This window comes from Stenotrophomonas sp. 109824_Sma, assembly GCF_056480025.1.
On record NZ_CM151078.1, the window covers coordinates 1,153,056 to 1,180,011 of the forward strand.

The window sequence follows — 26,956 nt, forward strand, 5'->3', positions numbered from 1 at the left end:
TAGCCAATCCATGTCAGCTTCCCCCCTTGTCGATCGTTGGATCGTACTGAAGTTCGGCGGCACTTCGGTGTCGCGTCGTCACCGCTGGGACACGATCGGGAAGCTGGCGAAAAAACGCGCGGAAGAGACCGGCTCGCGCGTGCTGGTGGTGGTGTCGGCGCTGTCCGGGGTCACCAACGAACTGACCGCGATCGCCGATGGCGCGCCGGACAGCCGTGATCGCGTGGCCGCGCTGGTCGAACGCCATGAAGGCTTCCTGGTCGAACTGGGCCTGGGCCGCGAAGTACTGGCCGAGCGCCTGGCGGCGCTGCAGGGCCTGCTCGACGACCCGCGTGCGGCCACCCGTCCGCTGCAGTGGCAGGCCGAAGTGCTGGGCCAGGGCGAGCTGTTGTCGTCCACGCTGGGCGCGGCCTATCTGCACGCTTCGGGCCTGGACATGGGCTGGATGGATGCCCGCCAGTGGCTGGACGCGATGCCGCCGCAGCCGAACCAGAGCGACTGGTCGCAGCGCCTGTCGGTGAACTGCCAGTGGCGTGCCGATGCGGAGTGGATGCAGCGCTTCCGCGCGCAGCCGACCCGCCTGCTGATCACCCAGGGTTTCATCTCGCGGCATGCCGATGGCGGTACCGCCATCCTCGGCCGTGGTGGCTCGGATACCTCGGCGGCGTACTTCGGCGCGCTGCTCGGCGCCAGCCGCGTGGAGATCTGGACCGACGTGCCGGGCATGTTCAGTGCCAACCCGAAGGATGTGCCGGACGCGCGCCTGCTGACCCGCCTGGACTATTACGAGGCGCAGGAAATCGCCACCACCGGCGCCAAGGTGCTGCACCCGCGCTCGATCAAGCCGTGCCGCGATGCCGGCGTGCCGATGGCCATCCTCGATACCGAGCGCCCGGAACTGCCGGGCACCAGCATCGACGGCAGTGCTGCACCGGTACCGGGCGTAAAGGCGATCAGCCGCCGCAACGGCATCGTGCTGGTGTCGATGGAAGGCATCGGCATGTGGCAGCAGGTCGGCTTCCTGGCCGATGTGTTCAACCTGTTCAAGAAGCATGGCCTGTCGGTCGACCTGATCGGTTCGGCCGAAACCAACGTCACCGTGTCGCTGGATCCGTCCGAGAACCTGGTCAACACCGATGTGCTGGCCGCGCTGTCGGCCGACCTGTCGCAGATCTGCAAGGTGAAGGTGATCGTGCCGTGCGCGGCGATCACCCTGGTTGGCCGTGGCATGCGTTCGCTGCTGCACAAGCTGTCGGACGTGTGGGCCACCTTCGGCCGCGAGCGCGTGCACATGATCTCGCAGTCGTCCAACGACCTGAACCTGACCTTCGTCATCGACGAAGCCGATGCCGATGGCCTGCTGCCGATCCTGCACGCCGAGCTGATCGACAGCGGTGCGATGCCGGTGGAAGAAACCGAAGTGTTCGGCCCGCGCTGGCGCGAGATCGCCGGCACCGTGCGCCCGCGTGGCACGCCGTGGTGGCGGGGCCAGCGTGCGCACCTGCTGCAGCTGGCCGACGCCGGTACGCCGCGCTACGTCTACCACCTGCCGACCGTGCGCGCCCGTGCCCGCGCGCTGGCAGCGATCAAGCCGATCGATCAGCGTTACTACGCGATCAAGGCCAACAGCCACCCGGCCATCCTGCAGCTGCTGGAAGCCGAGGGCTTCGGCCTGGAGTGCGTCTCGCACGGCGAGCTGAAGCATGTGTTCCAGCACCTGCCGGAACTGTCGCCCAAGCGCGTGCTGTTCACCCCCAGCTTCTGCCCGCGCAGCGAGTACGAAGCCGCGTTCGCGCTGGGCGTGACCGTTACCGTCGACAATGTCGAAGCACTGCAGCGTTGGCCGGACCTGTTCCGCAACCGCGAGCTGTGGCTGCGCGTGGATCTGGGCCGTGGCGAAGGCCACCATGCCAAGGTCCGTACCGGCGGCAAGGACTCCAAGTTCGGCCTGCCGATCGCCCGCGTCGATGAGTTCGTGCGCGCGGCCACCGATCTGGGCAGCCGCGTGGTCGGCCTGCATGCGCACCTGGGCAGCGGCGTGGAAACCGCGCAGCACTGGCGCCTGATGTGCGATGAGCTGGCCGGCTTCGCCCGCCGCATCGGCAGCGTGCACACCATCGATATTGGCGGTGGCCTGCCGATTCCGTACAGCGACGAAGACGAGCCGTTCGACCTGGACGCCTGGGCCGAGGGCCTGGCCGAGGTCAAGGCGCTGCATCCGGCGTTCCGGCTGGCGATCGAGCCGGGCCGCTACCTGGTGGCCGAGTCCGGCGTGCTGCTGACCCATGTCACCCAAGTGGTGGAGAAGGATGGCGTGCGCCGTGTTGGCCTGGATGCTGGCATGAACGCACTGATGCGGCCGGCCCTGTACGACGCCTGGCACGACATCGAGAATCTCAGCCGCCAGGGCGGCTATGCCGAAGCCGCGTTCGACGTGGTCGGCCCGATCTGCGAATCCAGCGATGTGTTCGGCAAGCGCCGCAAGCTGCCGGTGTCGACCGCGCCGGACGATGTGATGCTGATCGCCGACGCCGGCGCCTACGGCTATTCGATGGCCAATACCTACAACCAGCGGATGCTGCCGCGCGAAGACGTGATCGAATGACCACCGCGCGCGCCCTGCACCCGCCCACCGACACGCCCCGCGCCATCGCGCGGGCCCGTGCCTGACCGGATACACCATGACTGCTTTCGACAAACACCAGGTTTCCCGCTTCCGCTTCGTCCGCTGCGAATTCGCCGCGGATACCGGCGTGGCCAGGCTGGTTTACGCCTTTGATGACGGCCCGGAGATGGTGGAAACCATCACCGTGCCGGGCGCCCCGTTCGTGCTCGACGAAGCGCGTAGCGCCGCCGTGCAGCGCGCGCTGCAGCTGCTGCACCTGATCGCCGGTGTCAGCTACTACAAGGCGGGCGTGCCGGAGACGGTCAGCATCGACAGCTATGCCATCGATGCCGATACCGCTGCGCTGGTGGAGACGGTCTACCTCAACGGCCTGGGTGAGTTTGCGTACCGCAACGGCCTGAACCTGCGCGGGCGCTTCCGCCTGCCGGTGCAGGGCGACGCGGTGCAGGCGCCGGTGCTGGGCCTGCAGCCGCACGCGCTGGTGGCCATCGGTGGCGGCAAGGATTCGCTGGTCAGCATCGAAGCGCTGCGCCGTGCCGGCGTGGACGAGACGGTGACCTGGATCGGTGGCTCACAGCTGATCCGCGCCTGTGCCGAGCGTACCGGCCTGCCGACGCTGAACCTGGGTCGCGCGCTGGCGCCGGAACTGTTCGAGCTCAACCGCCAGGGCGCCTGGAACGGCCATATCCCGGTCACCGCGGTGAACTCGGCGATCATGGTGCTGGCCGCGCTGCTGCAGGGCGTGGACCAGGTGGTGTTCTCCAATGAGCGTTCGGCCAGTTACGGCAGCCAGATTCCGGGCACCGGCGAAGTGAACCACCAGTGGTCCAAGGGCTGGGCGTTCGAGCAGGCGTTCGGCAGCCATGTGCAGACGCACGTGGCGGCGGACCTGCAGTACTACTCGCTGCTGCGCCCGATGTCCGAGCTGGCGGTGGCCCGCCAGTTCGCCAAGACCGATTTCTACGACGCGCACTTCTCCAGCTGCAACCGCAACTTCCACATCCTCGGCGAGCGTCCTGTGAACCGCTGGTGCGGCGTCTGCCCGAAGTGCCATTTCGTGTTCCTGGCGCTGGCCCCGTTCATGCCCAAGACGCGCCTGGTGCGCATCTTCGGCCGCAACCTGCTGGACGATGCCGAGCAGGCCGGCGGCTTCGACGCGCTGCTGGAGTTCCAGGACCACAAGCCGTTCGAGTGCGTGGGCGAAGGCCGTGAATCGCGCGCGGCGATGGCGACCCTGGCGCAGCGCCCGGAGTGGAAGGAAGACGTGCTGGTGAAGCGCTTCTGCAATGAGATCCAGCCGCAGCTGGATGCCGCCGAACTGGAACTGGCACCGCTGCTGCAGCTGCAGGGCGAGCACCGCGTTCCGGCTGCGCTGTGGGAACGGGTGCGTGAAGATTTCGAAGCTTGAAGGAAAGCGCGTCGCGCTGTGGGGCTGGGGCCGTGAGGGCCGCGCCGCGTTTGCGGTGCTGCGCGAGCGCCTGCCCACGCTGCCGCTGAGCCTGTTCTGCCCGGCGGCCGAAGTGGAGGCCGCGCGTGCGGAAACACAGGGCGTGCTGGACGTGCGTGGCGAGCCTTCCGCTGAAGCGCTGGCCGCGTTCGACGTCGTGATCAAATCGCCCGGCATCAGCCCCTACCAGCCGGTCGCGCTGGCGGCGGCGGGGCAGGGCACCACCTTCATCGGTGGCACCGCACTGTGGTTTGCCGAGCATGCGGGTGCCGATGGCATCGTGCACGACACCGTGTGCGTGACCGGCACCAAGGGCAAGAGCACCACCACCGCGCTGGTCGCGCACCTGCTGCGTGCTGCCGGCCACCGCACCGGCCTGGTCGGCAACATCGGCCTGCCGTTGCTGGAAGTACTGGATCCGCAGCCCGCGCCCGAGTACTGGGCGGTGGAACTGTCCAGCTACCAGACTGGCGAAGTGGCGCGCAGTGGCGCCCATCCGCAGGTGGCGGTGGTGCTGAACCTGTTCCCGGAGCACCTGGACTGGCACGGCAGCGAGCAGCGTTATATCGAGGACAAGCTGCGGCTGGTGACTGAAGCCGCGCCGCGCATCGCCGTGCTCAATGCCGCCGATCCGCACCTGGCCGCGCTGTCACTGCCCGATAGCGAGGTGATCTGGTTCAACCAGCCGCAGGGCTGGCACATGCGCGACGATGTCGTGCACCGGGGCGAGCAGGCGGTGTTCGATACCCGCAACACGCCGCTGCCCGGTCGCCACAACCGCGGCAATCTGTGCGCGGTGCTGGCCGCGCTGGAAGCGCTGGGACTGGATGCGGTGGCGTTGGCGCCGGCGGTGCAGGACTTCCGTCCGTTGCCGAACCGCCTGCAGCGCATCGGCGTGGCCGATGGCCTGACCTACGTCAACGATTCGATCAGCACCACACCGCATGCCAGCCTGGCCGCGCTGGAGTGCTTCGCCGGCCAGCGCATCGCGCTGCTGGTGGGCGGGCATGACCGTGGCCTGGACTGGACCGATTTCATGCAGCACATGGCGCACGATGTGCCGCCGGTGGAGATCGTGACCATGGGCAGCAACGGCCCGCGCATCCACGCGATGCTGCAGCCGCTGGCTGATGCCGGCCGCTTCGGCCTGCATGCAGCCGCTGACCTGCCCGAAGCGATGGCGCTGGGACGTGCCGCGTTGGGCGCGCAGGGCGGGGTGGTGCTGCTGTCGCCGGGTGCGCCGAGCTTCGGCGCTTACCGTGACTACGTGGCGCGTGGCCGTCATTTCGCCGAGCTGGCCGGGTTTGACCCGGACAGCATCAGCGCGATTCCCGGGCTGGGTATCGTTTGAAGGTAGTGCCGGCCGCTGGCCGGCAACCTCCGGAGAAATTCATCCACGCATGGCGTGGATCTACTGTTCCTCGTCGATGAACGCGTAGTCGCCGTCAATCAGCTGCTGCAGGTACGCATCGAAGCTGGGCGCGATGACTACGTAGCTGTCTGGATCGTGCAGGTAGCGCACCACCTGGCCGACCGTGCCGCCCGGTGCCGGGTCGAAATCCAGGTACAGCATCGACGTGCCGCCGTTGTTCATGCAGTGCGAGAAACACAGTCGGCGGTTCATCGGCAGGTCGGCGTCGATGCCCTCACCCAGGATCTCCGGTTCGTCATCCAGCCACTCTTCGTAGATGGAACGGATGCTGTCGTCCCACTGCTGCTGGTCCTCGAAGATCTGGGCCACCGAGCGCAGGTAGTACGGATAGTCGCCGACATCGGAGCCGAGCATCAGCACGCACATCTCGCCGCCTGGATACTCGCGGAAGTGGGTGCCATCCACGCGCGACAACAATTCCATCAGGCTGTCCGGCACCTGCGGCCACTGCGCGCGCAGGCGATGCAGGTCTTCGGCGCTGGCGCCCTGGATCCAGGCCCACTGGGCGGCATCATCGGCAGGCAGACGCGGAACAAGGCCAGACAGGAAGCGATCAACAAGATTCATGCGAAAAAAGGGGACGGAGGGGATTAAGTCGTATCCAACCACACCTGCGTCACGTCGCCAATGCAGAATGCGACGCGGGAGGGGCGAATACGGCTTAATCCCCTCCGTCCCCTTTTTTGCGGAGCAGACGCATGAATCGTTGGCGATGCGGTGTGGTGGTGATGCTGGGGCTGGCGGCAATGCCGGCGTGGGCGGCGATGAAGACGCAGCCGGTGGAATGGAAGCACCAGGGCACGACCTTCAGTGGTGTGCTGGTCTATGACGACGGCGGGCATGACAAGCGCCCGGGCCTGGTGATGGTGCCGAACTGGAAGGGCGTGAACGAATCGGCAGTTGAGAAGGCCAAGCAGCTGGCCGGCGATGACTATGTGGTGCTGGTGGCCGATGTGTACGGCAAGGGCGTGCGGCCGAAGACCGATGCCGAGGCCGGGCCGGTGGCCAGCAAGCTGCGCAATGATCGGCCGCTGCTGCGTGCCCGCGCGCTGGAAGCGGTGAACGTGCTCAAGGCGCAGGCCGGCAAGGCGCCGCTCGATGCCAGCCGGATCGGTGCAGTGGGCTTCTGCTTCGGCGGCACCACGGTGCTGGAGCTGGCCCGTGCCGGTGCGCCGCTGGCCGGTGTGGTCAGCCTGCACGGCGGGCTGGGTTCGCCGCTGCCGGCGCAGGCCGGTGGCAGCCACCCGTCGGTGCTGGTGCTCAACGGCGCCGACGACAAGAGCGTGACCGCCGAGGACATCGCCGGTTTCCAGAAGGAAATGAACTCCGCCAAGGTCGACTGGGAATTCACCAACTACAGCGGTGCGGTGCACTGCTTCGCCGAGCGCGATGCCAACAGCCCGCCGGGCTGCCAGTACAACGAGCGCGCGGCCAAGCGCGCGTGGAAGGCGCTGGATGAGTTCTTCGAGGAGCGTTTCGAGAAACGCTGATCCGTGCCGCGGTAGTGCCGGCCGCTGGCCGGCAACCTCATGGCGCTGCGGATGTCATCGGAAATGCCGGCCAGCGGCCGGCACTACGGGATGCGGTCAATGCGAGCGCTGCACCGCGTAACGGGCCAGGCCACGCAGGGCGGCAACCGCATCGTTGTCGGCCAGACCGTCCAACGCGCGCTCGGCGGCTTCGGCATATTCCTCGGCACGCGCGCGGCTGTACTCCAGACCGCCGGTGGCGCGGATCGCGGCCAGCACTTCCGGCATCGCCGAGGCATCGCCGTCCTGCACGATGGTGCGCAGGCGCTCACGGGTGGCGTCGTCGGAGTGGGCCATCGCGTGGATCAGCGGCAGCGTCGCCTTGCCCTCGGCGAGGTCGTCGCCCAGGTTCTTGCCCAGTTCCTCGGCGTTGGCCGAGTAGTCCAGCACGTCGTCGGCGATCTGGAACGCGTAGCCCAGGTGCATGCCGTAGTCGAACAGGGTCTGCTGGGTGGCTTCATCCACGCCGCTGGCCAGCGCGCCCAGGCGGGTGCCGGCGGCGAACAGCACCGCGGTCTTGCGCTCGATCACGCGCAGGTAGGCGGCTTCGTCGGTATCCGGGTTGTGCACGTGCAGCAGCTGCAGCACTTCACCCTCGGCGATGCGGTTGGTGGCATCGGCCAGGATCTGCATCACCGACATGCGTTCCAGCTCGACCATCAGCTGGAAGCTGCGCGAGTACAGGAAGTCGCCGACCAGCACGCTGGGTGCGTTGCCCCACAGCGCGTTGGCGGTGCTGCGGCCGCGGCGCAGGCTGGATTCGTCCACCACGTCATCGTGCAGCAGGGTGGAGGTGTGGATGAATTCGATGATCGCCGCCAGCTGGTGGTGGTCCGGGCCGGCCTGGCCGACCGCGTGGCCGGCAAGCATCACCAGCATCGGGCGCAGGCGTTTGCCGCCAGCGGAAATGATGTGGTCGGCGATCTGGTTGATCAGCACGACGTCCGAGGACAGCCGGCGCCGGATCAGGGCGTCGACGGCGGCCATGTCGGCCGCGGCAAGCGACTGGATCTGGGGCAGGCCCAGGGCGGGACGGGTGTCTTCGGTGATGGTCATGCGATCAGGCTTTCAGGCTCACCGCCGATTATAGGCGCTGGCCGTGAATTCGGGCGCAAACCGGCCCGAGCGGCATTTCCAGCCTGGCCGGCGCGGCCGCCCGCGTGAATACGTATGCAGGTTGCGCCATGCCCGGGAGGCCCCCGCTAAGCTTGCCGGATCAGGATTTCGGCCCGCTGCCGGCGGGTCCCGCATGCCCGGAGGGGGGCTGTCGATGTCGCACTATCCATGGTGGCGCGGAGCCGTCATCTACCAGATCTACCCGCGCAGCTACCTCGACGCCAACGGCGATGGGGTGGGCGACCTGCCGGGCATCATCGAGCGGCTGGACCACATCGCCGCGCTGGGCGTGGATGCGATCTGGATCTCGCCGTTCTTCAAGTCGCCGATGGCCGACTTCGGCTATGACATCGCCGACTACCGCGATGTCGACCCGCTGTTCGGCAGCCTGGACGACTTCGACCGCCTGCTGGCCAAGGCCCACGGCCTGGGCCTGAAGGTGATGATCGACCAGGTGTTGAGCCATACCTCGATCGAGCACGCCTGGTTCCGCGAGAGCCGCCAGGACCGCAGCAACCCGAAGGCGGACTGGTACGTCTGGGCCGACCCGCGTGAGGACGGCACCCCGCCCAACAACTGGCTGTCGCTGTTCGGCGGCTGCGCCTGGCAGTGGGAGCCGCGCCGCGAGCAGTACTACCTGCACAACTTCCTGGTCGACCAGCCGGACCTGAACTTCCATCACCCGGACGTGCAGCAGGCGACCCTGGACAACGTGCGCTTCTGGCTGGACCGCGGCGTGGATGGTTTCCGCCTGGATGCGATCAACTTCTGCTTCCACGACGCGCAGCTGCGTGACAACCCGGCCAAGCCCGCCGACAAGCGGGTGGGGCGCGGCTTCAGCCCGGACAATCCGTACGCCTACCAGTACCACTACTACAACAACACCCAGCCGGAGAACCTGCCGTTCCTGGAGCGCCTGCGCGCGCTGCTGGACGAGTACCCGGGGGCGGTCAGCCTGGGCGAGATCTCTTCGGAGGACTCGCTGGCCACCACGGCCGAGTACACCCGCGATGGCCGCCTGCACATGGGCTACAGCTTCGAGCTGCTGGTGGACGACTACAGCGCGGCCTACATCCGCGATACGGTCTCGCGCCTGGAAGCGGCGATGACCGAAGGCTGGCCGTGCTGGGCAGTTTCGAATCACGACGTGGAGCGGGCGGTCAGCCGCTGGGGCGGCCACCCGGCCGACCCGCGCCTGGCGCGGATGCTGGTGGCGATGCTGTGCTCGCTGCGCGGCTCGGTCTGCCTGTACCAGGGTGAAGAGCTGGGCCTGGCCGAGGCGGAGGTACCGTTCGAGGCCCTGCAGGACCCGTATGGCATCACCTTCTGGCCGAACTTCAAGGGCCGTGACGGCTGCCGTACCCCGTTGCCGTGGACCGATGCGCCGCTGGCCGGCTTCACCACCGGCCAGCCGTGGCTGCCGATCCCGGCCGAGCACCGCGCCGCGGCGGTAGCCGTGCAGGAACGCGACCCAGGCTCGGTCCTGGCCGCGTTCCGGGCGTACCTGGCCTGGCGGCATACCCAGCCGGTGCTCCTGCATGGCAGCATCCGATTCATCGAAAGTGCCGAGCCAGTGCTGCTGTTCGAGCGTATGCTTGCAGATGAAACCCTCCTGCTGGCCTTCAACCTGTCGGCCGAGGCGGTGAGCCATCCGCTGCCGCCGGGCAACTGGCAGCAGGTGGCGGTGCCGGGCCCGGAAGCGGGCACGGTGCAGGGCAATGAACTCCAGCTGCCGCCGCGTGCGGTGTATTGCGCCCGACGCAGCTGACCGTTTTCTCCGGTGGCGGTACTTGCGGGGACGGGGCCGAAGCGCCCCGTCCCTTTTTTGTGGGTGGAATTGCGGTGAAGGGCCTCCACGCATGGCGTGGATCTACTGGGGATGGCCCTTATCCACGCCATGTGTGGATGGGCCTGGCCGACCAACGGCCGGCATGCGCGAAAAAGAAAACCCGCTGCCTGCGCAGCGGGTTTCCGGTCCTGCTCCCCTTGTGTTGCCGGCCAGCGGCCGGTACTACCGAGTCCGTGTTGCCGGCCAGCGGCCGGCGTTACCGGGCCCGGGTTGCCGGGCACGGCCGGGCACAACCTCAGAACTTGTAGTTCACGCCCAGCATGTAGGTGCGGCCCCACTCGATGTACTCCAGCGGGCGGTCCTTGCTGCCGGCGTAGGTGCGGTACGGCTCGTTGGTCAGGTTGCTGCCCTGCAGCAGCAGGGTCAGGCCGCGCAGGGCGCTGCTGTCGCTGAAGGTGTAGCTGACCTGCGCATCGGTCACGTTCTCGCCCACCACGTAGCGCAGGCTGCGGTTGCCGTTGAAGTTGCCGATCTCACCGATGAAGTCCGAACGGCGGCGCTGGCTGACGCGTGCTTCAAAGCCGCTGCGCTCGTAATAGGCGGTGAAGTTGTACACGCGCTTGGACAGGCCCGGCAGGCTGATCGGATCGGTGCCCACGCTGGACGCGCTTTCCGGATCCAGGATGGTGATGTCGCTCTTGTTGAAGGTCGCGCTGGCCTGCACGCCGAAGCCACGCAGGCTGTCGGTCAGCATCTCCAGCGGGAACGATGCGGTCAGTTCCAGGCCCTTCAACGTGCCGCCCTTGCCGTTCTGCGGCGCGGAGAAGGTGCCGGTGGTCAGCACCGGCGAGGTCATGCCCGGTGGCGGCACGTAGCTGCCCAGCAGCGAGGTGAAGTCGTAGTTGTCCACCGACTGGGTGTAGACGTAGCTCTTCAGGTCCTTGTAGAAGATCGCGGCGGCCACGTAGGCCTTCTCGCCGAAGTACTTCTCATAGGACAGGTCCAGCGCGGTGGCACGCCACGGGTCCAGCAGTGGATTGCCGCCACTGCCGCCCGGCCGGCCGGTACCGGTGTCCACGCCGAATTCCAGGCCGGCGCGCATCTGGTCCACGCGCGGGCGCGCGACCTGCTTGGCGGCGGCGAAGCGCAGCGTCTGCTGGTGCGGGAACATGAAGGCCAGGTTCAAGCTCGGCAGCCAGTCGTTGTAGGTGCGGCCGTTCGAATACGGCTGCACGTTGTTGCCGGCCGACTGCGAGCTGTCCCAGTAGCGCGAATCGGAGCTCTGGTCGGTGTGCTGCATCTGCACGCCGATGTTGCCACGCACGCCCACTTCACCGATGTCGGTGTTGATGTTCAGGCGCGCCCAGGCGGTGGTGATCTTCTCTTCGACCGTCCACGACTTGGGGATCAGGTAGTCCAGGTTGTCGACCGGGTTGAAGGTCATGTAGCGACCGACCGCGGCCGGCACGTTCCAGGCCGGAATGGTGCCGAGGCCGGCGAAGCCCAGGTTGACCGGGCGGTACTGCAGGTCCGAGGCGATGTTGGCGTCGCCCTGTGCGCCGAGCAGGATGTTGCCTTCGGACTGGGTCTTCACCTTGCGGCGGTCGGCGTAGTTCACGCCGATGTCGATGTCCGGCGCCCACGAGGCGATCGCATCGGGCAGGGCGATGGTGGCGGCCAGCTTGCCACCCTTCAGGCGGTCTTCCACCTTCGGCACCTTGCCGTAGCCGGAACCGTAGATGGTGTTGGTCAGGAACAGCGCATCGGGGTTGGAGTAGTTCAGGCCGGGGCTGATCTGCGAGAAACCATCCTGGCGGATCGATACGCCGACCGTATCCAGCTGCGGCATCGGGGTCAGCTGCAGGTTGTTCTCCAGGTTCAGCTCGTCGCGCGTGGCCTTGGAGTAGTTCAGGTCGGCGACCAGCTTGACGCCGCCGAAGTTGAACTCGTTGTTCCAGCCGAACGCATCGATCTTGTCCTTGCGCTTGTTGTACATGCCGCGCACCAGCGGATACACGCCGCTGGCGGTGCCGCCGGTGAACGAGCCATTGGCGTTGATCTGCGGGTTGCTGACCAGCAGGCCCGGGGTGTAGTTGCCGTTGTAGTTGCTGAGGTTCAGCTCGAACTGGTTGGCGGTGTCGATCTGCTCGGCTTCGGTGTGGAACGCATCGAAGGTGCTGGTCCAGCTGTTGTTCGGGCGGAACTGGATGGTGGCCATCACGCCGTCGCGCTTGTTGTTGCCGGTGCGACGCAGCGCCTTGATGCCGTCGGAGAAGTAGGTGCCGGCAGCAACGCCCGGGCGGTCGCCCTTGTCGGTGTGCTCGGTGGTCCACGGCTCGTACAGGCCGACCTGGTTTTCCTGGATCGGCATGTCGCTGTGCGCGTAGCCGATGGCGATGCCCAGGGTCTTGTCCAGGAACTGGTCGATGTAGCTGGCGCTGAAGCGGTTGCCGTACGGATCGACGTTGGCGGCGCGGCCCAGCGAACTCTTCTGGTAGCGGCCGCTGACCGCGATCACACGCTCGCCGAAGCTGAGCGGGCGCGCGGTCTGCATGTCGATGGTGCCCGACAGGCCCTGGCCGACCAGCGCCGCGTCCGGGGTCTTGTACACCGTCACGCCGTTGACCAGCTCGGACGGGTACTGGTCGAACTCGACGCCGCGGTTGTCGCCGGTGCTGACCACTTCGCGGCCATTGAGCAGGGTGGTGGCGAAGTCCGGCGACAGGCCGCGCACGCTGATCACCTGCGCACGGCCCGCCACGCGCTGGGCGGCCAGGCCGGGCAGGCGCGAGATGGATTCGGCGATGCTGACGTCGGGCAGCTTGCCGATGTCTTCGGCCGAGATCGCTTCGACCACCGAGGTGGCGTCCTGCTTGACCGCGATCGCGCTCTCGATGCCGCGGCGGATGCCGGTGACCTGCACCGTATCCAGGTTGGTGGCGGCGGTGCCGGCCGGCGTGGTGGTGTTCTGCGTGGACTGTGCCGACGCCAGCGTCGGCGCCAGGACAACGGCCAGCGCGATGCTCAGCGCGCTGCGCTTGTGGTTCAACATTTTCCCCTCCCAGGCAATGTTGCAGATCGATTCGTGAACGTCCCGGCGTGACCGTGGACGTGCGACGCGGTGGCCGCTGTCGTCGCCGCTATGGTAGGCAGCGCGTTCTTCGCGGGAATCACCCTGCATACGTATTCAATGGCGTTTGCAGGGTTGTAATCGCTTTCAAGTACCTCGTGCGGTAGTGCCGGCCGCCGGCCGGCAATCACGATCACCGGGTTGCCGGCCAGCGGCCGGCACTACCGGTGCATTCAAAGCGGCGTGAAACGAATGGCTTGCCCACCGCCTGGTGCCAGCACCAGCGTCAGTGCATCGGCGCTGGTCACCTCGCGGGTTTCACGCAGGAACGCGAACGGATTGCTGCGGAAATCCGCGCCCTCGCCATCGCGGTAGATCTCGGCGCGATAGCGCACGCCTGGCTCCAGGAAGCCCAGCGACACCGGCAGCACGCGGCCGTGTTCATCCGTGATGCTGCCAAGGAACCAGTCGCGGCTGTTGCGGTCGCGGCGCACGATCGTCACGTAGTCACCCACTTCGCCATCAAGCACGCGGCTCTGCTTCCAGTCCACCGCCACGTCCTCGATGAAGCGGAACGCCTCGCGATGCTGCAGGTAGTGCTCGGGCAGGTCGGCGGCCATCTGGATCGGGCTGTACAGCACCACGTACAGCGCCAGCTGGCGGGCCAGCGTGCTGGGAATGGCCTGGCCGTGGCGGCCCTTCAGGCTGAGGATGCCGGGGGTGTAATCCATCGGCCCGGCCAGCATGCGGGTGAACACCAGGTTGACCTCGTGCTCCGGTGGGTTGGGCGGCTGGCCCCAGGCGTTGTACTCCATGCCGCGCGCGCCTTCGCGCGAGATCCAGTTGGGGTAGGTGCGGCGCAGGCCGGTGTCCTTGATCGGCTCATGCGGGTTCACCGACAGGTGCCGGCGCGCGGCCTCCTGCACCACCTTCAGGTGGTGGCGGGCCATGAATTGGCCGTCGTGCCACTCGCGCCACAGCGGGCCACCGGCCGGATTGAGGCGGTCGACCTGGCCGTCGTCGCAGACGTAGCCGGTCTTGAACTGGTCCACGCCCAGCCGCGCATACAGGTCCAGTGCGGCACCCAGCTGGTCCTCGTAATGCTCGATGGCACAGCCGGTCTCGTGGTGGCCGATCAGATGCACGCCCTTCTTCAGGCCATACGCTGACAGCGCTTCGATATCGAAGTCCGGCGTGGCGCGCGTGAAGTCGAAGTCGTAGCCGTTGCCGACCCAGTTGCCATCCCAGCCCGGGTTCCAGCCTTCCACCAGTACGCCACGGAAGCCGTGTGCGGCGGCGAAGTCGATCACCTTCTTCGTCCTGGCAGTGGTGGCCGCGTGCTTCGGGCCGGTCGCCCAGCTCTCATTGTCCAGGTGCATCGACCACCACACGCCCAGGTACTTGGCCGGCTTCACCCAGCTCACATCGCCCAGCGCATTGGGCTCGTTGAGGTTGAGGATCAGGTCCGATTCGACCAGGCCTCCGGCGCGGTCGGCGATCTGCAGCGTGCGCCAGGGCGTGGCAAAGGGCAGGGCACGGCGCACCTTCCAGCCTTCGGCGGAGGGCGACAGCTGCGCGCGCAGGCGCTGGCCCTCGGTTCGCCGCAGCCACATGCCGGCATAGTCCACCAGCGCGGCCTCGTGGATCGCCACGTGCAGGCCATCGCGGCTGCGCAGGGTCATCGGCGTATGCACCAGCGGCACTTCGCGCAGTGGCGTGCGCTGGTACAGGTATTCGTAGTGGATCGGTTCGCCGGCGGGAATCCACCAGGCGGTGGAATCCTGTGCGATGGCGAACTCGGTCAGCTCGTCATCGATGATCGCCTCGTGCAGGTTCCGCTGCTCGGGGAACACATAGCGGAAGCCAACGCCATCGTCGTAGACGCGGAACACCACATCCAGCCGCCGCTTGCTGCCGGTGGTTTCGGCCAACTGCACGGTCAGCTCGTTGAAGTGGTTGCGGGTGAGCCGGCGCTCGCCCCACGGCTGCTCCCAGCGGTTATCGACGCTGCGCCGCTGCTGCCCGAGCAGGGCGAAATCGCGGTCCAGGCGGCCGTCGCGCAGGGCGAAGCCGAGCTTCGAATCCTCCACCACGGGCTCGCCGAAGCGTTCGACGCGATAGCGGGCGGTGCCGCCGTCCAGCACGAGGCTGACCTTGAGTACCTTGCCCGGTGACTCGACGCTGGCCACCTGTGGCGCGGCCTGTGCCAGCATGGCCAGGCCCAGCAGGGCCAGTCCGAGCACATGCGCGAACACCACGCGTACAGCAGTGGGTGACATCGGCATTTCCCCTCCCAAGGCGCCGTTGGCAGACCCGGACCATAAGCCAGCGCGGCAGGCGCGCTACCGCGCAACGCCATGAATACGTATGCAGATGGACGCAGCCGACAGCCCCGCGTCTACCATGGGGCCAAGGCACCTTGAGGGAGGGGCCGCGCCCGCCCGCCGGCAACGACGGTGCGGACCTACAACGCGTGCAGAGAGGGAGGGAGGCCGACGGGCGCAAGCCGGTCCGCCGCTTCGATGCTGAAGATCATTTGCCTGACCGCTGCCCTGGGGGCAGCGCTGGGATCGACCGCGCAGGCGGCCGACCTGCAATTCGACGGCCGTCATGCGCGCGCCGAAGCCGCTGCCAAGGGCAGCTTCGTGCTGCATGCGCCGAAGGGCGCAGTGCAGATCGCAGCCGCACCGATGCGCAGTCAGACCGGCAGCGTGATGTTCGATGCCCTGTTCGCGCTGGCCCAGCAGGAGATGGACCAGGACCGCGTGGATGCGATCCGCGATCCTGCGTTCGACGAAGGCCGGCCGGTGCCGTGCGAGTGCTTCCAGACCGGCGCGCGCTGGCCCTACGTGTGGACCCGCGATGTCAGCTTCGCCGCCGACCTGGCGCTGGCGCGGCTGGATCCGCAGCGCACCCGGCAGTCGCTGCAGTTCAAGCTGTCGGCGGCCCGCGATGGCCATACGCCCGGACTGTTCGTCGCGCAGGACACCGGTTCCGGCGGCAGCTGGCCGATCAGCAGCGACCGCGTGGTGTGGTTCCTCGCCGCACGCCACCTGCTGGACGACCGCGCATTCGCCGACCATGTCTGGCAGGCACTGCAGGGTACGCTGGCGCAGGACCGCGCGATGGTGTTCGACGCGCAGATGGGCCTGTACCGTGGCGAGACCTCGTTCCTGGACTGGCGCGAGCAGACCTATCCGGACTGGACCCGTGAGGACGTGCGCTTCATCGGTGACTCCTACGCACTGTCCACCAACGTGCTGCACTACCAGGCGCTGCGCTTGGCCGAGCGGCTGGCCGGCCAGCACGGCGACGCCCGCGCGGCCGACTACAAGGCGTGGGCCGATGCGTTGGCGAAGCAGATCGATGCACGCTTCTGGCGCGAGGATATCGGCCAGTACATGAGCTACATCGGCGAAGCCGCGCACCCGGTGCCGTACGCCAAGGTCGATCTGCTTGGCCTGTCGCTGGGAATTCTGGCCGACGTGCTGCCACCCGAGCGCGCGCGCCGCGCACTGGCTGCCTACCCGATGGGGCCGGCCGGCAGCCCGGTGGTCTGGCCGCAGGAGGCGCAGCAGCCGATCTACCACAACCGTGCGATCTGGCCGTTCGTCAGCGCCTACTCGCTGCGTGCGGCGCGGCAGCTGGACGATGCGCCGCGCATCGCCGCCGAGATCCGCTCGCTGATGCAGGGCGCCGCGCTGGCCGGTTCCAACATGGAAAACTACGAGCTGGTCAGCCAGGCCGTGCATGTTGACGAGGGCGCGCTGAGCGGCCCGGTGGTCAACTCCGAACGCCAGCTGTGGTCGGTCGCCGGCTATCTGTCGATGGTGGTCGAGGGCGTGTTCGGCGTGCAGGACGATGGCCGCGTGCAGCCCAAGTTGCCGGCGGTGCTGGTACCGGAGCTGTTCGGCAGCCAGCGCAGCATCCGTCTGGACGCTGCGGGCAGACGCTACGTGCTGGAGCGCCCGAAGCAGCTGGGTGATGGATTGCTGGTAGCGGGCAAGGTGAAGACGCGCGGTGCCACCACCACCGTGCAGCTGGTCCCCGCCGCCGCGGCGCCACGCAGCGAGGTGATGACGGCCGACGCCAATGCACGCGCACCGGCCACGCCGGCCGCACCGCAGGCGCGACGCAAGGGCAGGGGCTGGAGCGTCGCGGTCGCTGCCGACCAGGTGCTGTGGCAGGACGGTCGGGCGCTCACCGCCCGCAATGGCGAGGCACGCATCAGCGACGACGGCCTGCAGCATTGCCTCAGCCTTACCCGGCGCGACGGCGCATTGGAATCGCTGCACAGCCCGACGGTCTGCGTCGGTCCGCAGCAGGCGCTGAAGGGCGCGCAGCGCTGGCAGTTCAGCTCGGCCAGGGCCGGGCAGGTGCGCCTGCGCCTGCAGTACCGCAATCCGAACGGGCCGATCAACACGGGCGTCACCGCCGCGGTGAAGCAGCTGGTGCTGCAGTGCCCGGGCATTCCCCAGCAGCGGCGGACGGTCACGCTGCCGCACAGCGTGGCCGTGCAGGACTCGACCTCGGCGACGTTCACCGTGGCCAAGGGCCGGTGTTCGGTCGCGCTTGAGGAAGGCTTCAACATGAGCGCGCTGCAACACTTCGCGCACTACACCGGGGGCAAGGGCGGCCGCGACGGCGTGCTCAACCAGGCCCAGGTGCAGGCGCTGACGGTGGCGCCGGTGGCGGTGGCAGAGGGCGCACGATGAGTCGTACGACCAAACCGCAGCTGTCGTTCTGGCAGATCTGGAACATGTGTTTCGGCTTTCTCGGCATCCAGTTCGGCTTCGCCCTGCAGAACGCCAATGCCAGCCGTATCTTCGAGACGCTGGGCGCGGACATCGATGCGGTGCCCGGGCTGTGGATTGCAGCGCCGCTGACCGGCCTGCTGGTGCAGCCGGTGATCGGCTACCTGTCCGATCGCACCTGGACGCGCTGGGGGCGCCGCCGTCCGTTCTTCATGATCGGTGCGGTGCTGACCACGCTGGCGCTGCTGGTGATGCCGAACTCGCCGACGCTGTGGATCGCCGCCGGCACGCTGTGGGTGCTGGACGCCTCGATCAACGTGTCGATGGAGCCGTTCCGCGCCTTCGTCGGCGACCAGCTGGCGCCGCGCCAGCGTCCGGCCGGCTATGCCATGCAGAGTTTCTTCATCGGCGTGGGCGCCATCGTCGCCAGCTTCCTGCCGTTCATCCTGGCCCACTTCGGGGTCGCCAATACGGCTGCCGCGGGTGAGGTGCCGGACACCGTGCGCTATGCGTTCTACTTCGGTGCGGTGGTGCTGCTGGCGGCGATCACCTGGACGGTGGTCAGCACCCGCGAGTATTCACCGGTAGAGCTGGCCGGGTTCGATGATGCCGAGCCGCCGGCACATCACGCGGCGGCGACGATCAGCGGTCCGGCCCCCTGGGCACAGGTGGCCATATGGCTGGGGCTGGGCGTGCTGCTGGCGCTGCTGATCGCGTGGCGGCAGGGCGACAGGATGCTGTATGTGCTGGCTGGCCTGTGTGCCGGCCATGGCCTGCTGCTGGCGCTCGCGCGCACGTTGCCGGCCACGCACATGCTGGCCGCCATCGTCGGCGACCTGCGCGCGATGCCGGTCACCATGCGGCGGCTGGCGTGGGTGCAGTTCTTCTCGTGGTTCGCGCTGTTTGCGATGTGGATCTACACCACTGCAGCAGTGGCCAGCGCCCACTTCGGTTCGACCGAACCGGAGTCGGCGGCCTACAACGAGGGTGCCAACTGGGTGGGGGTGCTGTTTGGCGCCTATAACGGTTTCGCCGCGTTGGCGGCGGTGCTGATTCCGCTGATGGTGCGCATGATCGGCCTGCGCTGGAGCCACCTGGTCAACCTGTGGCTGGGCGGTGCCGGGCTGGTCTCGCTGATGTTCATCCGCGACCCGCACTGGCTGCTGCTGTCGATGGTCGGCGTCGGCTTCGCCTGGGCGTCCATTCTCTCGCTGCCCTATGCACTGCTGTCCGACAGCGTACCGGCATCGAAGATGGGCGTGTACATGGGCATCTTCAATTTCTTCATCGTGATCCCGCAGCTGGTCGCCGCCAGTGCGCTCGGCTTCGCCCTGCGTACGTTGCTGGGTGGCCAGCCGATGCATGTACTGGTGCTGGGCGGCTGCAGCCTGTTCATCGCCGGCCTGTGCGTGCTGTGGGTTCCGTCCCGTCCGGAGGTGGTGTGATGCGTGGTGCGCTGTCTGTTGCTGTTTCCCTGGTACTGCTGGCCGGCCATGCGGCGGCCGCGCCGCGCCCGGACTATGTGGGCACCACCGAGCCGTTTGCCAGTGATGCGGTGTACTTCGTGGTCACCGACCGCTTCGTCAACGGCGATCCGTCCAACGACCATCGCGACCAGGGCGGCACGCATCGCACCTTCGATATTCCGGTGCCGTGCCCGGACAAGGTGGACGGCAACATCGGCTATCTCGGTGGTGACTTCCGCGGTGTGCTCGACAATGCGCAGTACATCCGCAACCTCGGCTTCGGTGCGGTGTGGATTACCCCCATCGTCGACAACCCGGACGAGGCGTTCACCGGCAGCAAGCCGATCAGCTGCACCAGCACGCTGACCGATCGCGGCAAGGCCGGCTACCACGGCTACTGGGGCATCAACTTCTACAAACTTGATGAGCACCTGCCCAGCAAGGACCTGGACTTCGCCGGGCTGACCAAGGGCCTGCACGGTGCTGGCTTGAAGGTGGTGCTGGACATCGTCGGCAACCACGGTTCGCCGGCCTGGACCATGCCGACGCGGCAGCCGCAGTTCGGGCAGATATTCGACAAGGACGGAACGCTGATTGCCGACCACCAGAACCTGCCGCCGCAGCAACTGGATCCGAAGCACAACCCGCTGCACGCGTTCTACAACAACATCGGCCCGGTCGACAGCAAGGACGGCTCGATCTTCGATGGCAACCTGGCTGAGCTGTCCGACTTCAACCAGAACAATCCGGCGGTGATGGACTACCTGGTGGGTGCCTATCTGCAGTGGACCGCGCAGGGCGTGGACGCGCTGCGCATCGACACCATCGGCTGGCTGCCGCACCCGTGGTGGCATGCCTTCGTCAAGCGCATCCGCGCCGAGCATCCGGGCATGTTCATGTTCGGCGAAGCCTTTGACTACGATGCCGCGCGCATCGCCGAGCACACCTGGCCGGCCAACGCCAACGTCAGCGTGCTCGACTTCCCGTTGCGTGGCGCGCTGGAACAGACCTTCGGCACCGCCGGCAAGGGTTTTGAAACCCTCGCCGAGCCGCTGCATCTGAGCGGTGGGCCGTATGCCAACCCGTATGAGCTGATGAGCTTCTACGACAACCACGACATGCCACGACTGCAGGCCAGCGACAGTGGCTTCATCGATGCACACAACTGGCTGTTCACTGCGCGCGGCATTCCGGTGGTCTACTACGGCTCGGAAACCGGCTTCATGCGTGGTCGCGCCGAGCATGCCGGCAATCGTGCCTACTTCGGCCAGCCGCGTGTGGATGCTGCGCCGCAGAGCCCGATCTTCGCGCCGCTGCAGCGCATTGCCAGGCTGCGCGCAGCCACCCCGGCGCTGCAGCGCGGCCTGCAGGTGAACGAGCGCCTGCAGGGTGATGAGGCAGTGTTCTTCCGCGTGCTGCAGCAGGGTGACGTGGCGCAGACCGCGCTGGTGCTGCTGAACAAGGGCGAGCAGGCGAGGACCTTCACCGTGGCGCGTTACGTTCAGAACGGCCGCTGGCGCGACGCGCTGGAGGGAGGTTCGTTGCGGGTGGACGGCTCGCTGAAGGCCGAAGTGCCGGCGCACGGAGTGAGGGTCTACGTGCTGGATGCCGCCGTGCAGCAGCCGGCGCTGCAGGTCGAGCTGGACAAGGCGATGGCCGACCAGAAGGCGCGGGACCAGCGGTTGGGACGGTAGTGCCGGCCGCTGGCCGGCACCCTCGGACTCCCGGCACCTGCCTACCGCTCTGGTGGGTGCCAACCTTGGTTGGCACGCTTTTCGAGCAGTCGAGCAAGCTCGACTCTACAATGGCCTCCCCCCGCAGCCTGCCGTACCGCCATGACCGACCTCGCACCGCAGACCCCGATTGAAACCCTGTTGAAGGCGGCGATGGACGGGGCCGTGCCGATCCGCGCCTTCATGGAGGCCTTCGTCGCCTCGGAGGTGGTACTGCTGACCGGCAGCCTGGTGACCCCTGACGGCAGCGGTTTCGACCCGCTGCTGTTCGACAAGCAGGGCACCCTGCACGTGGCCGTGTTCACCGATCCGTCGCGGGTGGGCATCTACAGCCAGCAGGCCGAACACCAGATCCGCTGGTTGATGCTGGACGTGCTGCGTCGCGTGCCGGGTGGCTATGGCGTGGTGATCAACCCAGGTACTTCGCTGGGCTTTGAGATCTCGCCCAGCGGCGTGGGCGAGATCCTGAAGGACTTCGCCCAGCGCTGAGCGGTCACCGCGCTATATTTGTAGAGTCGAGCCATGCTCAACTGCCTTTCGCGCAGTGCGAGATCAGTCGAGCATGGCTCGACTCTACAGAACGCTTCCCCATCGAGGCATTGCCATGGAATTCAGGGTGCTACCCGCCGATGCATTGGAACGGCAGCAGTTGGCCCGGTGGTACCACGCCGAATGGGGCCGCGACGCTGGCCTGTCGCTGGAACAGGAACTTCAGCGGCTGAACCCGCCACAGGATGCCGAAGGCTTTCCGCATCTGATTGCCGCCTTCGATGACGGTCAGGTGGTCGGTGCGGTGCAGCTCAAGCGCCGGGAGATGCAGGCCTTCCCGCAGTACGAGCACTGGCTCGGCAGCGTGTTCGTGGCCGAAAGTCATCGCGGGCGTGGGCTGGCTGGCGGCCTGGTCGAGCAGGCCGCGGCGCAGGCGGTGCGGATGGGTGTGTCCGATCTGTACCTGCAGACCGAGGCCCTGGATGGTGGACTGTATGCACGGCTCGGCTGGAATCCCCTGCAGGAAATCGACAACCGCCACTATCGTGTGCTGGTGATGGTGCGCAGGTTAGCCGCATGAACGCACCGGCATCCTCGCGCCATTCCCGCTCCGCGCTGATCTTCCTGATCGCGGCCATCGTCGCCGCGCTGGTGTCCATGCCCGTGCTGCGTGCGGTGGGCATGGTGCTGTGGCCGGTGTTCGTCATTGCCTGGCTGATCAACCTGGGCGCGGCCTGGCATCTGGCGCAGTGGGCACGTCAGCAGGGCCGTTCGGCGTGGGCCTACGGATTACCGGCCGCGCTCGGTACCGTCGCCTCGATCGTGGTCTATGTGCTGTTGGCGTTGCTGGGGCCCAAGTCCCCGGTGCGCTGAACCTTCGCGGCTGTCGTGGACAATGTGCCGAGCATGGCTCGGCACTACAGCAAGGCCGAGCCAAGCCCGCACGTGTTGCAAGGAGCGCCGGCGCATCAGCCGGCGCCCCGTTGCCTCACATCGTCACCTTGCGCCGGTTGTCATCGCTCACCCGGTCGATCAGCTTGTTGTACGGGTCGAAGCCTGCTTCATCAGGCTTTTCATCCACCGTCACCGTGATCTTCGGCGTGGCGCTGGTGATGTGATGGCGCTGCAGGTACAGCACCTTCTGGTCGCGCTCCTTGCCCGACGGCCCGTTGGCGAACACGCCGACCTCGACCCAGTCATCCATCTTCGCGTCGCTCTCCTTGCCCTTGCCATCGGCGTACTGCTTGGCGGCGTGCAGGTCCAGGGTCACGTCGTAGCGGCCGTCATCGCGCTTGCGGGCGCTGGCGGCCATCACCCGGTTGTCGTAGAAGCTGATCTTCTCGAACAGGTCGGTGACCAGCTGCTGGCGGTCAGCCGGGGTCTCGGCACGGATGTAGCCCAGCAGCTCGCGTGAGGTGGTGTATGGCGGCTGCTGGTAGCCCTTGTCCTGCAGGAAGCGCTTCAAGGCACGGTTCAGCGCCTGCTCGCCGATTTCCTCGCGCAGCCGGTAGAACACCAGCGAACCCTTCTGGTAGTGGATGTACTGCTGGTTCTCCACGCGTTCCAGCGGCTGTTCCTCGATGGCTTCGCCACCGCGGCCGGAGAGGTAGCCGTCCAGCTCGCGCTTGAGGAACTGGCGCATGTGCTGGCGACCGTACTCCTGCTCCATGACCATCAGTGCCGAGTACTGTGACAGCGACTCGGACAGCATGGTCGCGCCCTGTACGTTGGCACCGATCACCTGGTGCGCCCACCACTGGTGCGCGATTTCGTGCGCGGTCACGTAGAACACGTAGTCCACCTTGTCCGGGTCACGCAGGTCGGCGATGAAGCCGATGGCCTCGGAATAGGGAATGGTGTTGGCGAACGACTGCGCGAAGCGGGCATAGCCTGGAAACTCGATGATGCGCACCTGGCGGTGCTGGTACGGGGTGAAGTTCGCCTCGTAGTAGGCCAGCGACTTCTGCACCGCTTCGATCATCCGGTCCACGTTGTAGCCGTGCGCCGGGTCGAAGTAGACCTCGATCGGGATGTCCCTGTACTTCGCCCTGCGCACCTCCCAGCGTGCCGACAGATAGGCATAGAAGTTCAGCATCGGCCGGTCCATGGCGTAGCTGAAGCAGCGGCGGCCATTCACCGTGGTCTCCTTCTGCAGGTAGCCCGGCGCCAACGCCACCTGGTCCGGCGCGGTGCAGACCGTGGTGCGGAAGTCGAGCCAGTCGGCATCGTTGGAGATGTAGGTGTTGGCACGTGCAGCTTCGTCTTCCAGCTTGGGCATGCGCCGCGGTTCGCCGAGGCCGCGCTTGCGACGCTCGTTGCGGTCGCTGATCTCCGCACCTTCGTTGTAGCCGAAGGACGGCAGCACGCGGCTGTTGAAGAAGGTGCCGTTGTCGACGATGTTGCTCGGTGCCTGGCCGGCGGTGAGGCCGTTGGGCTTTTGTACCACCCGGAAATGCACGCTGCGGGTTTCACCCGGCTGCAGTGGCGTGGCCAGACGGTAGATACGGTAGCCAAGGTCGGCGTCATGCATCGACAGGGTTTGCCCACCCAGGTCAACCGCGACCAGCTGCTTGTCGTCGCCCATCGAGAGATGCACGTCCTGGATCGGCACGGCATGCGTGTTGCGCACCGTCCAGTTCGCGTCGATCACCATCGACTGCGATTCCGGGAACAGGTCCACGCGGTTGTCCACCGCCACGACGCGCGGCTGCGGCAGGGCGCGGTACTTCGATAGTTCGCGTTCGTAGCGGGCCTGCAGGTCCAGCTGCCGGTCGGGCGCGATGAACTCGTTGCGGATGTTGGTGCTCCAGTACAGCCAGCCACCCACGCCGATGAAGGCCAGTGCCGCCAGCCCGGCGAAGGCACCGGTGGGGCCGCGCAGGCGACGGCCGGCCAGTGCCAGGCGCTGGCGCAGCCCCTGGCTGACACCGCGTACCCAGAATGCGGAGGCCAGGCACATCAGCGCCAGCAGGAACAGCGCCCAGTAGCCCTGGAACGCCAGCTGCCCCGGCAGGAAGTGGCCGTAGCCGTTCATGTCCGAATAGGGCGCGTTGGGCCAGCTGCCGAAGTTGTACAGGTGCTGCGTGTAGTCGAGCAGGCCGAGCACGCCCTGGCCGATCATCACCACGATCAGCAGCGCGTAGCCGACGAACTTGTTGTTGGTGAGCACCTGCAGCACCAGCGCCAGGCCCCCCATCAGGATGTAGACCACCGAATCCAGCGCCAGGCTGCGCAGGTACAGCAGCGGCTCAAGATGCGTGTAACCCTTGGCCAGCTGCACGCCCATCGCCGCCAGTGCACCGGCGGCCTGGAAGCAGATGATCACCGCCAGCAGCGCGGTGAACTTGGCCAGCAGCGGTACCCAGTTCGGCACCGGCATCGCATCGGTCACTTCGTTGATGCGCGCGCTGCGTTCCTTCCAGACCAGCTCGCCGGCGAAGAACAGCACGATGATCACCAGCAGCCAGCTGAAGGCGCCCTGCAGGCCCATGATCATCTGCGAGGTGACCGGCCAGATCGGGGTGCCGTACAGCGTCTGCCGGAACAGTGCGCTGGGCAGGAAGTTGGTCAGGCCCAGTACCAGCAGCACGATGAACGGCACGCTGCGCAGGACACCGCGCGTATCGAAGCGCACCTGGCGCAGGAACTGCTGCCACGCGGTGGTGGCGGTGAACGCCGGTACCACGCGCGGCAGCGCTGCGCGGGTCGGGCGGGCGGCGCTGGCGTCGGCAACCGGCTGCGACTGCCTGCGGCCCCAGCGACGGCGGCCGCTGCCGCTGCGCTCGGTACGGAACAGCGCGAAGGTGGCGGCGAACAGCGCGGCGGCCACGCCCAGCCAGAGGACGCGGTTGGCCAGCAGATAGCCGGTCAGTGCGGGAATCCCACTGTTGCGCTCGGCGGTGGACCAGTAGCGGATGGTGCGGCTCAGTGCACGCATGCCCAGCGGCTCGCTCAGCACGGCGATCCACGTGTTGTCGATGTCGCGCAGCAGGGCTGCACTTACGCCATACAGCACGAGGTAGGCCACCAGGCCGATGTAGACCCACAGGATCGAACGGGTCAGCGCCGCCAGCAGTGACAGCAATGCCGTAGTGAACAACAGGTTGGGAATGATGATGACCGCGAACGTCCATGCATAGCCTCGCCAGCTGATCGGCCCCATGCGTTCGGGATCGACCCACGGCATGAACGGCGCCAGCCACAGGCCGAACGCAATCACAACGTAGACCAGCAGGCCGGCGGCGAGGGCAGCGGCGATGCGCCCGGCCAGGTAGTCGCGGCGCTTCACCGGGCTGGCGAAGATCAGTTCGGCAGTGCCGAGTTCGAAGTCACGCAGCAGCGCATTGCTGACGAACAGCGCAGTGACCAGCATGCCGAGCAGGGTGAAGATGCCCAGCATCTGCGCGATCACGGTGGGCGCGTTGCCGTGCACGTTGCCGCTGCCGCCACCGATCTGCACGGCGTCGCTGGAGGCGGCGGCGAAGGCGAGCAGGGCGAACAGCCCGGCCAGCAGCCACAGCAGTGGAGAACGCAGCTGCTCGCGCAGCTCGAATCGGAAGAAGTCGAGGATCATGGCGTGCTCCGCTCAGGCTGCCGCGCGGGCACGGGCCTGCAGACGCAGGCGCTGGAAGTACACGTCCTCGAGGTCGGGCGCCACGGCCACGAAGCCGTCGCCGGGATCATTGGCGCTGTGCACGTGGATCACCGGGCGGCCACCGACCAGGCGGGTCGACAGCACCACGTAGCGTGCTTCATGGTCGGCCAGTTCCGAAGGATCGACCTGCTTGCGCCAGACCTGGTGCTGCAGGGCGTCGATGGCCTCGGCAGGACGGCCGGTGAGCAGTACCTGGCCCTTGTTCATGATCGCCATCGTCGGGCACAGGTCGGTCACGTCCTCGACGATGTGGGTCGACAGGATCACCGCCACGTTCTCGCCGATCGCCGCCAGCAGGTTGAGGAAGCGGTTGCGTTCCTCCGGGTCGAGGCCGGCGGTGGGTTCATCGACGATCACCAGCCGCGGGTCACCCAGCAGTGCCTGGGCAATGCCGAAGCGCTGGCGCATGCCGCCGGAGTAGGTGCCGAGCTTGCGCTTGCGCGCGTCCCACAGGTTCACCTGCTGCAGCAGCCCATCGACCACCTCGCGGCGCTGCGCACGCTGGGTCAGGCCCTTCAGCACCGCGAAATGCTCCAGCAGGTCCAGCGCGCTGACCTTCGGGTAGACGCCGAAGTCCTGCGGCAGGTAGCCCAGCCGACGGCGCACCGCGTCCTTGTCGCGCAGCACGTCGATCGACGCCTCACCCGGAATGCTGAGGGTGGCCGTGCCACTGTCGGCCTCCTGCAGGGTCGACAGCGTGCGCATCAGCGAGGACTTGCCGGCGCCGTTCGGGCCGAGCAGGCCGAACATGCCGCGCGGGATGTCCAGGGTGACGTTGTTGAGGGCATGCACGCCGTTGGCGTACGTCTTGGACAGCGAATCGATCTTCAGCATGCGACGTACACCTTTCC

The 26,956-nt window shown here is 67.2% G+C and carries 17 protein-coding genes; 11 read left to right on the forward strand and 6 right to left on the reverse strand.

What is annotated here, in order from left to right:
• The first annotated feature begins 10 nt into the window (after positions 1 to 10).
• From ACZK1G_RS05425 to murD, 3 genes are all read left to right on the forward strand, one after another.
• Entirely contained in the window at positions 11 to 2,605 is a 2,595-nt protein-coding gene (locus ACZK1G_RS05425) for a bifunctional aspartate kinase/diaminopimelate decarboxylase (protein WP_049447218.1), read from the forward strand.
• 76 nt (positions 2,606 to 2,681) lie between these two features.
• Positions 2,682 to 4,034, forward strand: coding sequence for a UDP-N-acetyl-alpha-D-muramoyl-L-alanyl-L-glutamate epimerase (gene murL, locus ACZK1G_RS05430; RefSeq protein ID WP_049447216.1), 1,353 nt, complete (start codon positions 2,682 to 2,684; stop codon positions 4,032 to 4,034).
• Positions 4,015 to 5,424, forward strand: a complete 1,410-nt coding sequence (murD, locus tag ACZK1G_RS05435; RefSeq protein WP_101765074.1) for a UDP-N-acetylmuramoyl-L-alanine--D-glutamate ligase — start codon at positions 4,015 to 4,017, stop codon at positions 5,422 to 5,424. The genes murL and murD overlap by 20 nt, the downstream gene beginning before the upstream one ends.
• 60 nt (positions 5,425 to 5,484) lie before the next feature.
• On the opposite strand, the gene ACZK1G_RS05440 is transcribed toward murD, so the two are convergent.
• Complete coding sequence (locus ACZK1G_RS05440; protein ID WP_101765075.1) at positions 5,485 to 6,072, reverse strand: SMI1/KNR4 family protein; 588 nt, start codon at positions 6,070 to 6,072, stop codon at positions 5,485 to 5,487.
• Positions 6,073 to 6,203: 131 nt separating this feature from the next.
• Between ACZK1G_RS05440 and ACZK1G_RS05445 the strand changes: the two genes are divergently transcribed.
• A complete protein-coding gene (locus tag ACZK1G_RS05445; protein WP_101765076.1) occupies positions 6,204 to 6,995 on the forward strand; it encodes a dienelactone hydrolase family protein in 792 nt (263 codons plus the stop codon).
• A gap of 96 nt (positions 6,996 to 7,091) precedes the next feature.
• Here the strand turns inward: ACZK1G_RS05445 and ACZK1G_RS05450 are convergent, their stop codons facing one another.
• On the reverse strand, positions 7,092 to 8,090 hold the full coding sequence (locus ACZK1G_RS05450) for a polyprenyl synthetase family protein (RefSeq protein WP_101765077.1): 999 nt from the start codon (positions 8,088 to 8,090) through the stop codon (positions 7,092 to 7,094).
• A gap of 214 nt (positions 8,091 to 8,304) precedes the next feature.
• Here ACZK1G_RS05450 and ACZK1G_RS05455 point away from each other — a divergent pair, with 214 nt between their 5' ends.
• Positions 8,305 to 9,918, forward strand: a complete 1,614-nt coding sequence (locus ACZK1G_RS05455; RefSeq protein WP_049443872.1) for an alpha-glucosidase family protein — start codon at positions 8,305 to 8,307, stop codon at positions 9,916 to 9,918.
• Positions 9,919 to 10,234: 316 nt separating this feature from the next.
• On the opposite strand, the gene ACZK1G_RS05460 is transcribed toward ACZK1G_RS05455, so the two are convergent.
• Both ACZK1G_RS05460 and ACZK1G_RS05465 read right to left on the reverse strand, forming a co-directional pair.
• Positions 10,235 to 12,991: a TonB-dependent receptor gene (locus ACZK1G_RS05460; RefSeq protein WP_197622273.1), complete on the reverse strand. Its 2,757-nt coding sequence runs from the start codon at positions 12,989 to 12,991 to the stop codon at positions 10,235 to 10,237.
• A 251-nt stretch (positions 12,992 to 13,242) separates the two neighbouring features.
• Positions 13,243 to 15,294: a glycoside hydrolase family 97 protein gene (locus ACZK1G_RS05465; protein WP_049443869.1), complete on the reverse strand. Its 2,052-nt coding sequence runs from the start codon at positions 15,292 to 15,294 to the stop codon at positions 13,243 to 13,245.
• 237 nt (positions 15,295 to 15,531) lie between these two features.
• On the opposite strand from ACZK1G_RS05465, the gene ACZK1G_RS05470 reads away from it, so the two are divergent.
• The 6 genes from ACZK1G_RS05470 to ACZK1G_RS05495 all read left to right on the forward strand — a co-directional run bounded on the left by ACZK1G_RS05470 (position 15,532) and on the right by ACZK1G_RS05495 (position 22,324).
• A complete protein-coding gene (locus ACZK1G_RS05470; RefSeq protein WP_101765078.1) occupies positions 15,532 to 17,724 on the forward strand; it encodes a glucosidase family protein in 2,193 nt (730 codons plus the stop codon).
• Complete coding sequence (locus tag ACZK1G_RS05475) at positions 17,721 to 19,208, forward strand: MFS transporter (protein ID WP_049443865.1); 1,488 nt, start codon at positions 17,721 to 17,723, stop codon at positions 19,206 to 19,208. Before ACZK1G_RS05470 ends, ACZK1G_RS05475 begins: the two co-directional genes overlap by 4 nt.
• Positions 19,208 to 20,923: an alpha-amylase family glycosyl hydrolase gene (locus ACZK1G_RS05480; RefSeq protein WP_197622265.1), complete on the forward strand. Its 1,716-nt coding sequence runs from the start codon at positions 19,208 to 19,210 to the stop codon at positions 20,921 to 20,923. The genes ACZK1G_RS05475 and ACZK1G_RS05480 overlap by 1 nt, the downstream gene beginning before the upstream one ends.
• 141 nt (positions 20,924 to 21,064) lie before the next feature.
• Entirely contained in the window at positions 21,065 to 21,451 is a 387-nt protein-coding gene (locus ACZK1G_RS05485) for an SseB family protein (RefSeq protein WP_049443861.1), read from the forward strand.
• Between the two features lie 115 nt (positions 21,452 to 21,566).
• Complete coding sequence (locus tag ACZK1G_RS05490) at positions 21,567 to 22,031, forward strand: GNAT family N-acetyltransferase (RefSeq protein ID WP_049443859.1); 465 nt, start codon at positions 21,567 to 21,569, stop codon at positions 22,029 to 22,031.
• A complete protein-coding gene (locus ACZK1G_RS05495; RefSeq protein ID WP_049443857.1) occupies positions 22,028 to 22,324 on the forward strand; it encodes a hypothetical protein in 297 nt (98 codons plus the stop codon). The genes ACZK1G_RS05490 and ACZK1G_RS05495 overlap by 4 nt, the downstream gene beginning before the upstream one ends.
• Before the next feature lie 115 nt (positions 22,325 to 22,439).
• Here ACZK1G_RS05495 and ACZK1G_RS05500 read toward each other — a convergent pair whose 3' ends face one another.
• Positions 22,440 to 26,024, reverse strand: a complete 3,585-nt coding sequence (locus tag ACZK1G_RS05500) for an ABC transporter permease/M1 family aminopeptidase (protein WP_101765079.1) — start codon at positions 26,022 to 26,024, stop codon at positions 22,440 to 22,442.
• 12 nt (positions 26,025 to 26,036) lie between these two features.
• Positions 26,037 to 26,939 (reverse strand): ABC transporter ATP-binding protein, encoded by a 903-nt coding sequence (locus ACZK1G_RS05505; protein WP_049443853.1) that lies wholly within the window; start codon positions 26,937 to 26,939, stop codon positions 26,037 to 26,039.
• Positions 26,940 to 26,956: the final 17 nt, after the last annotated feature.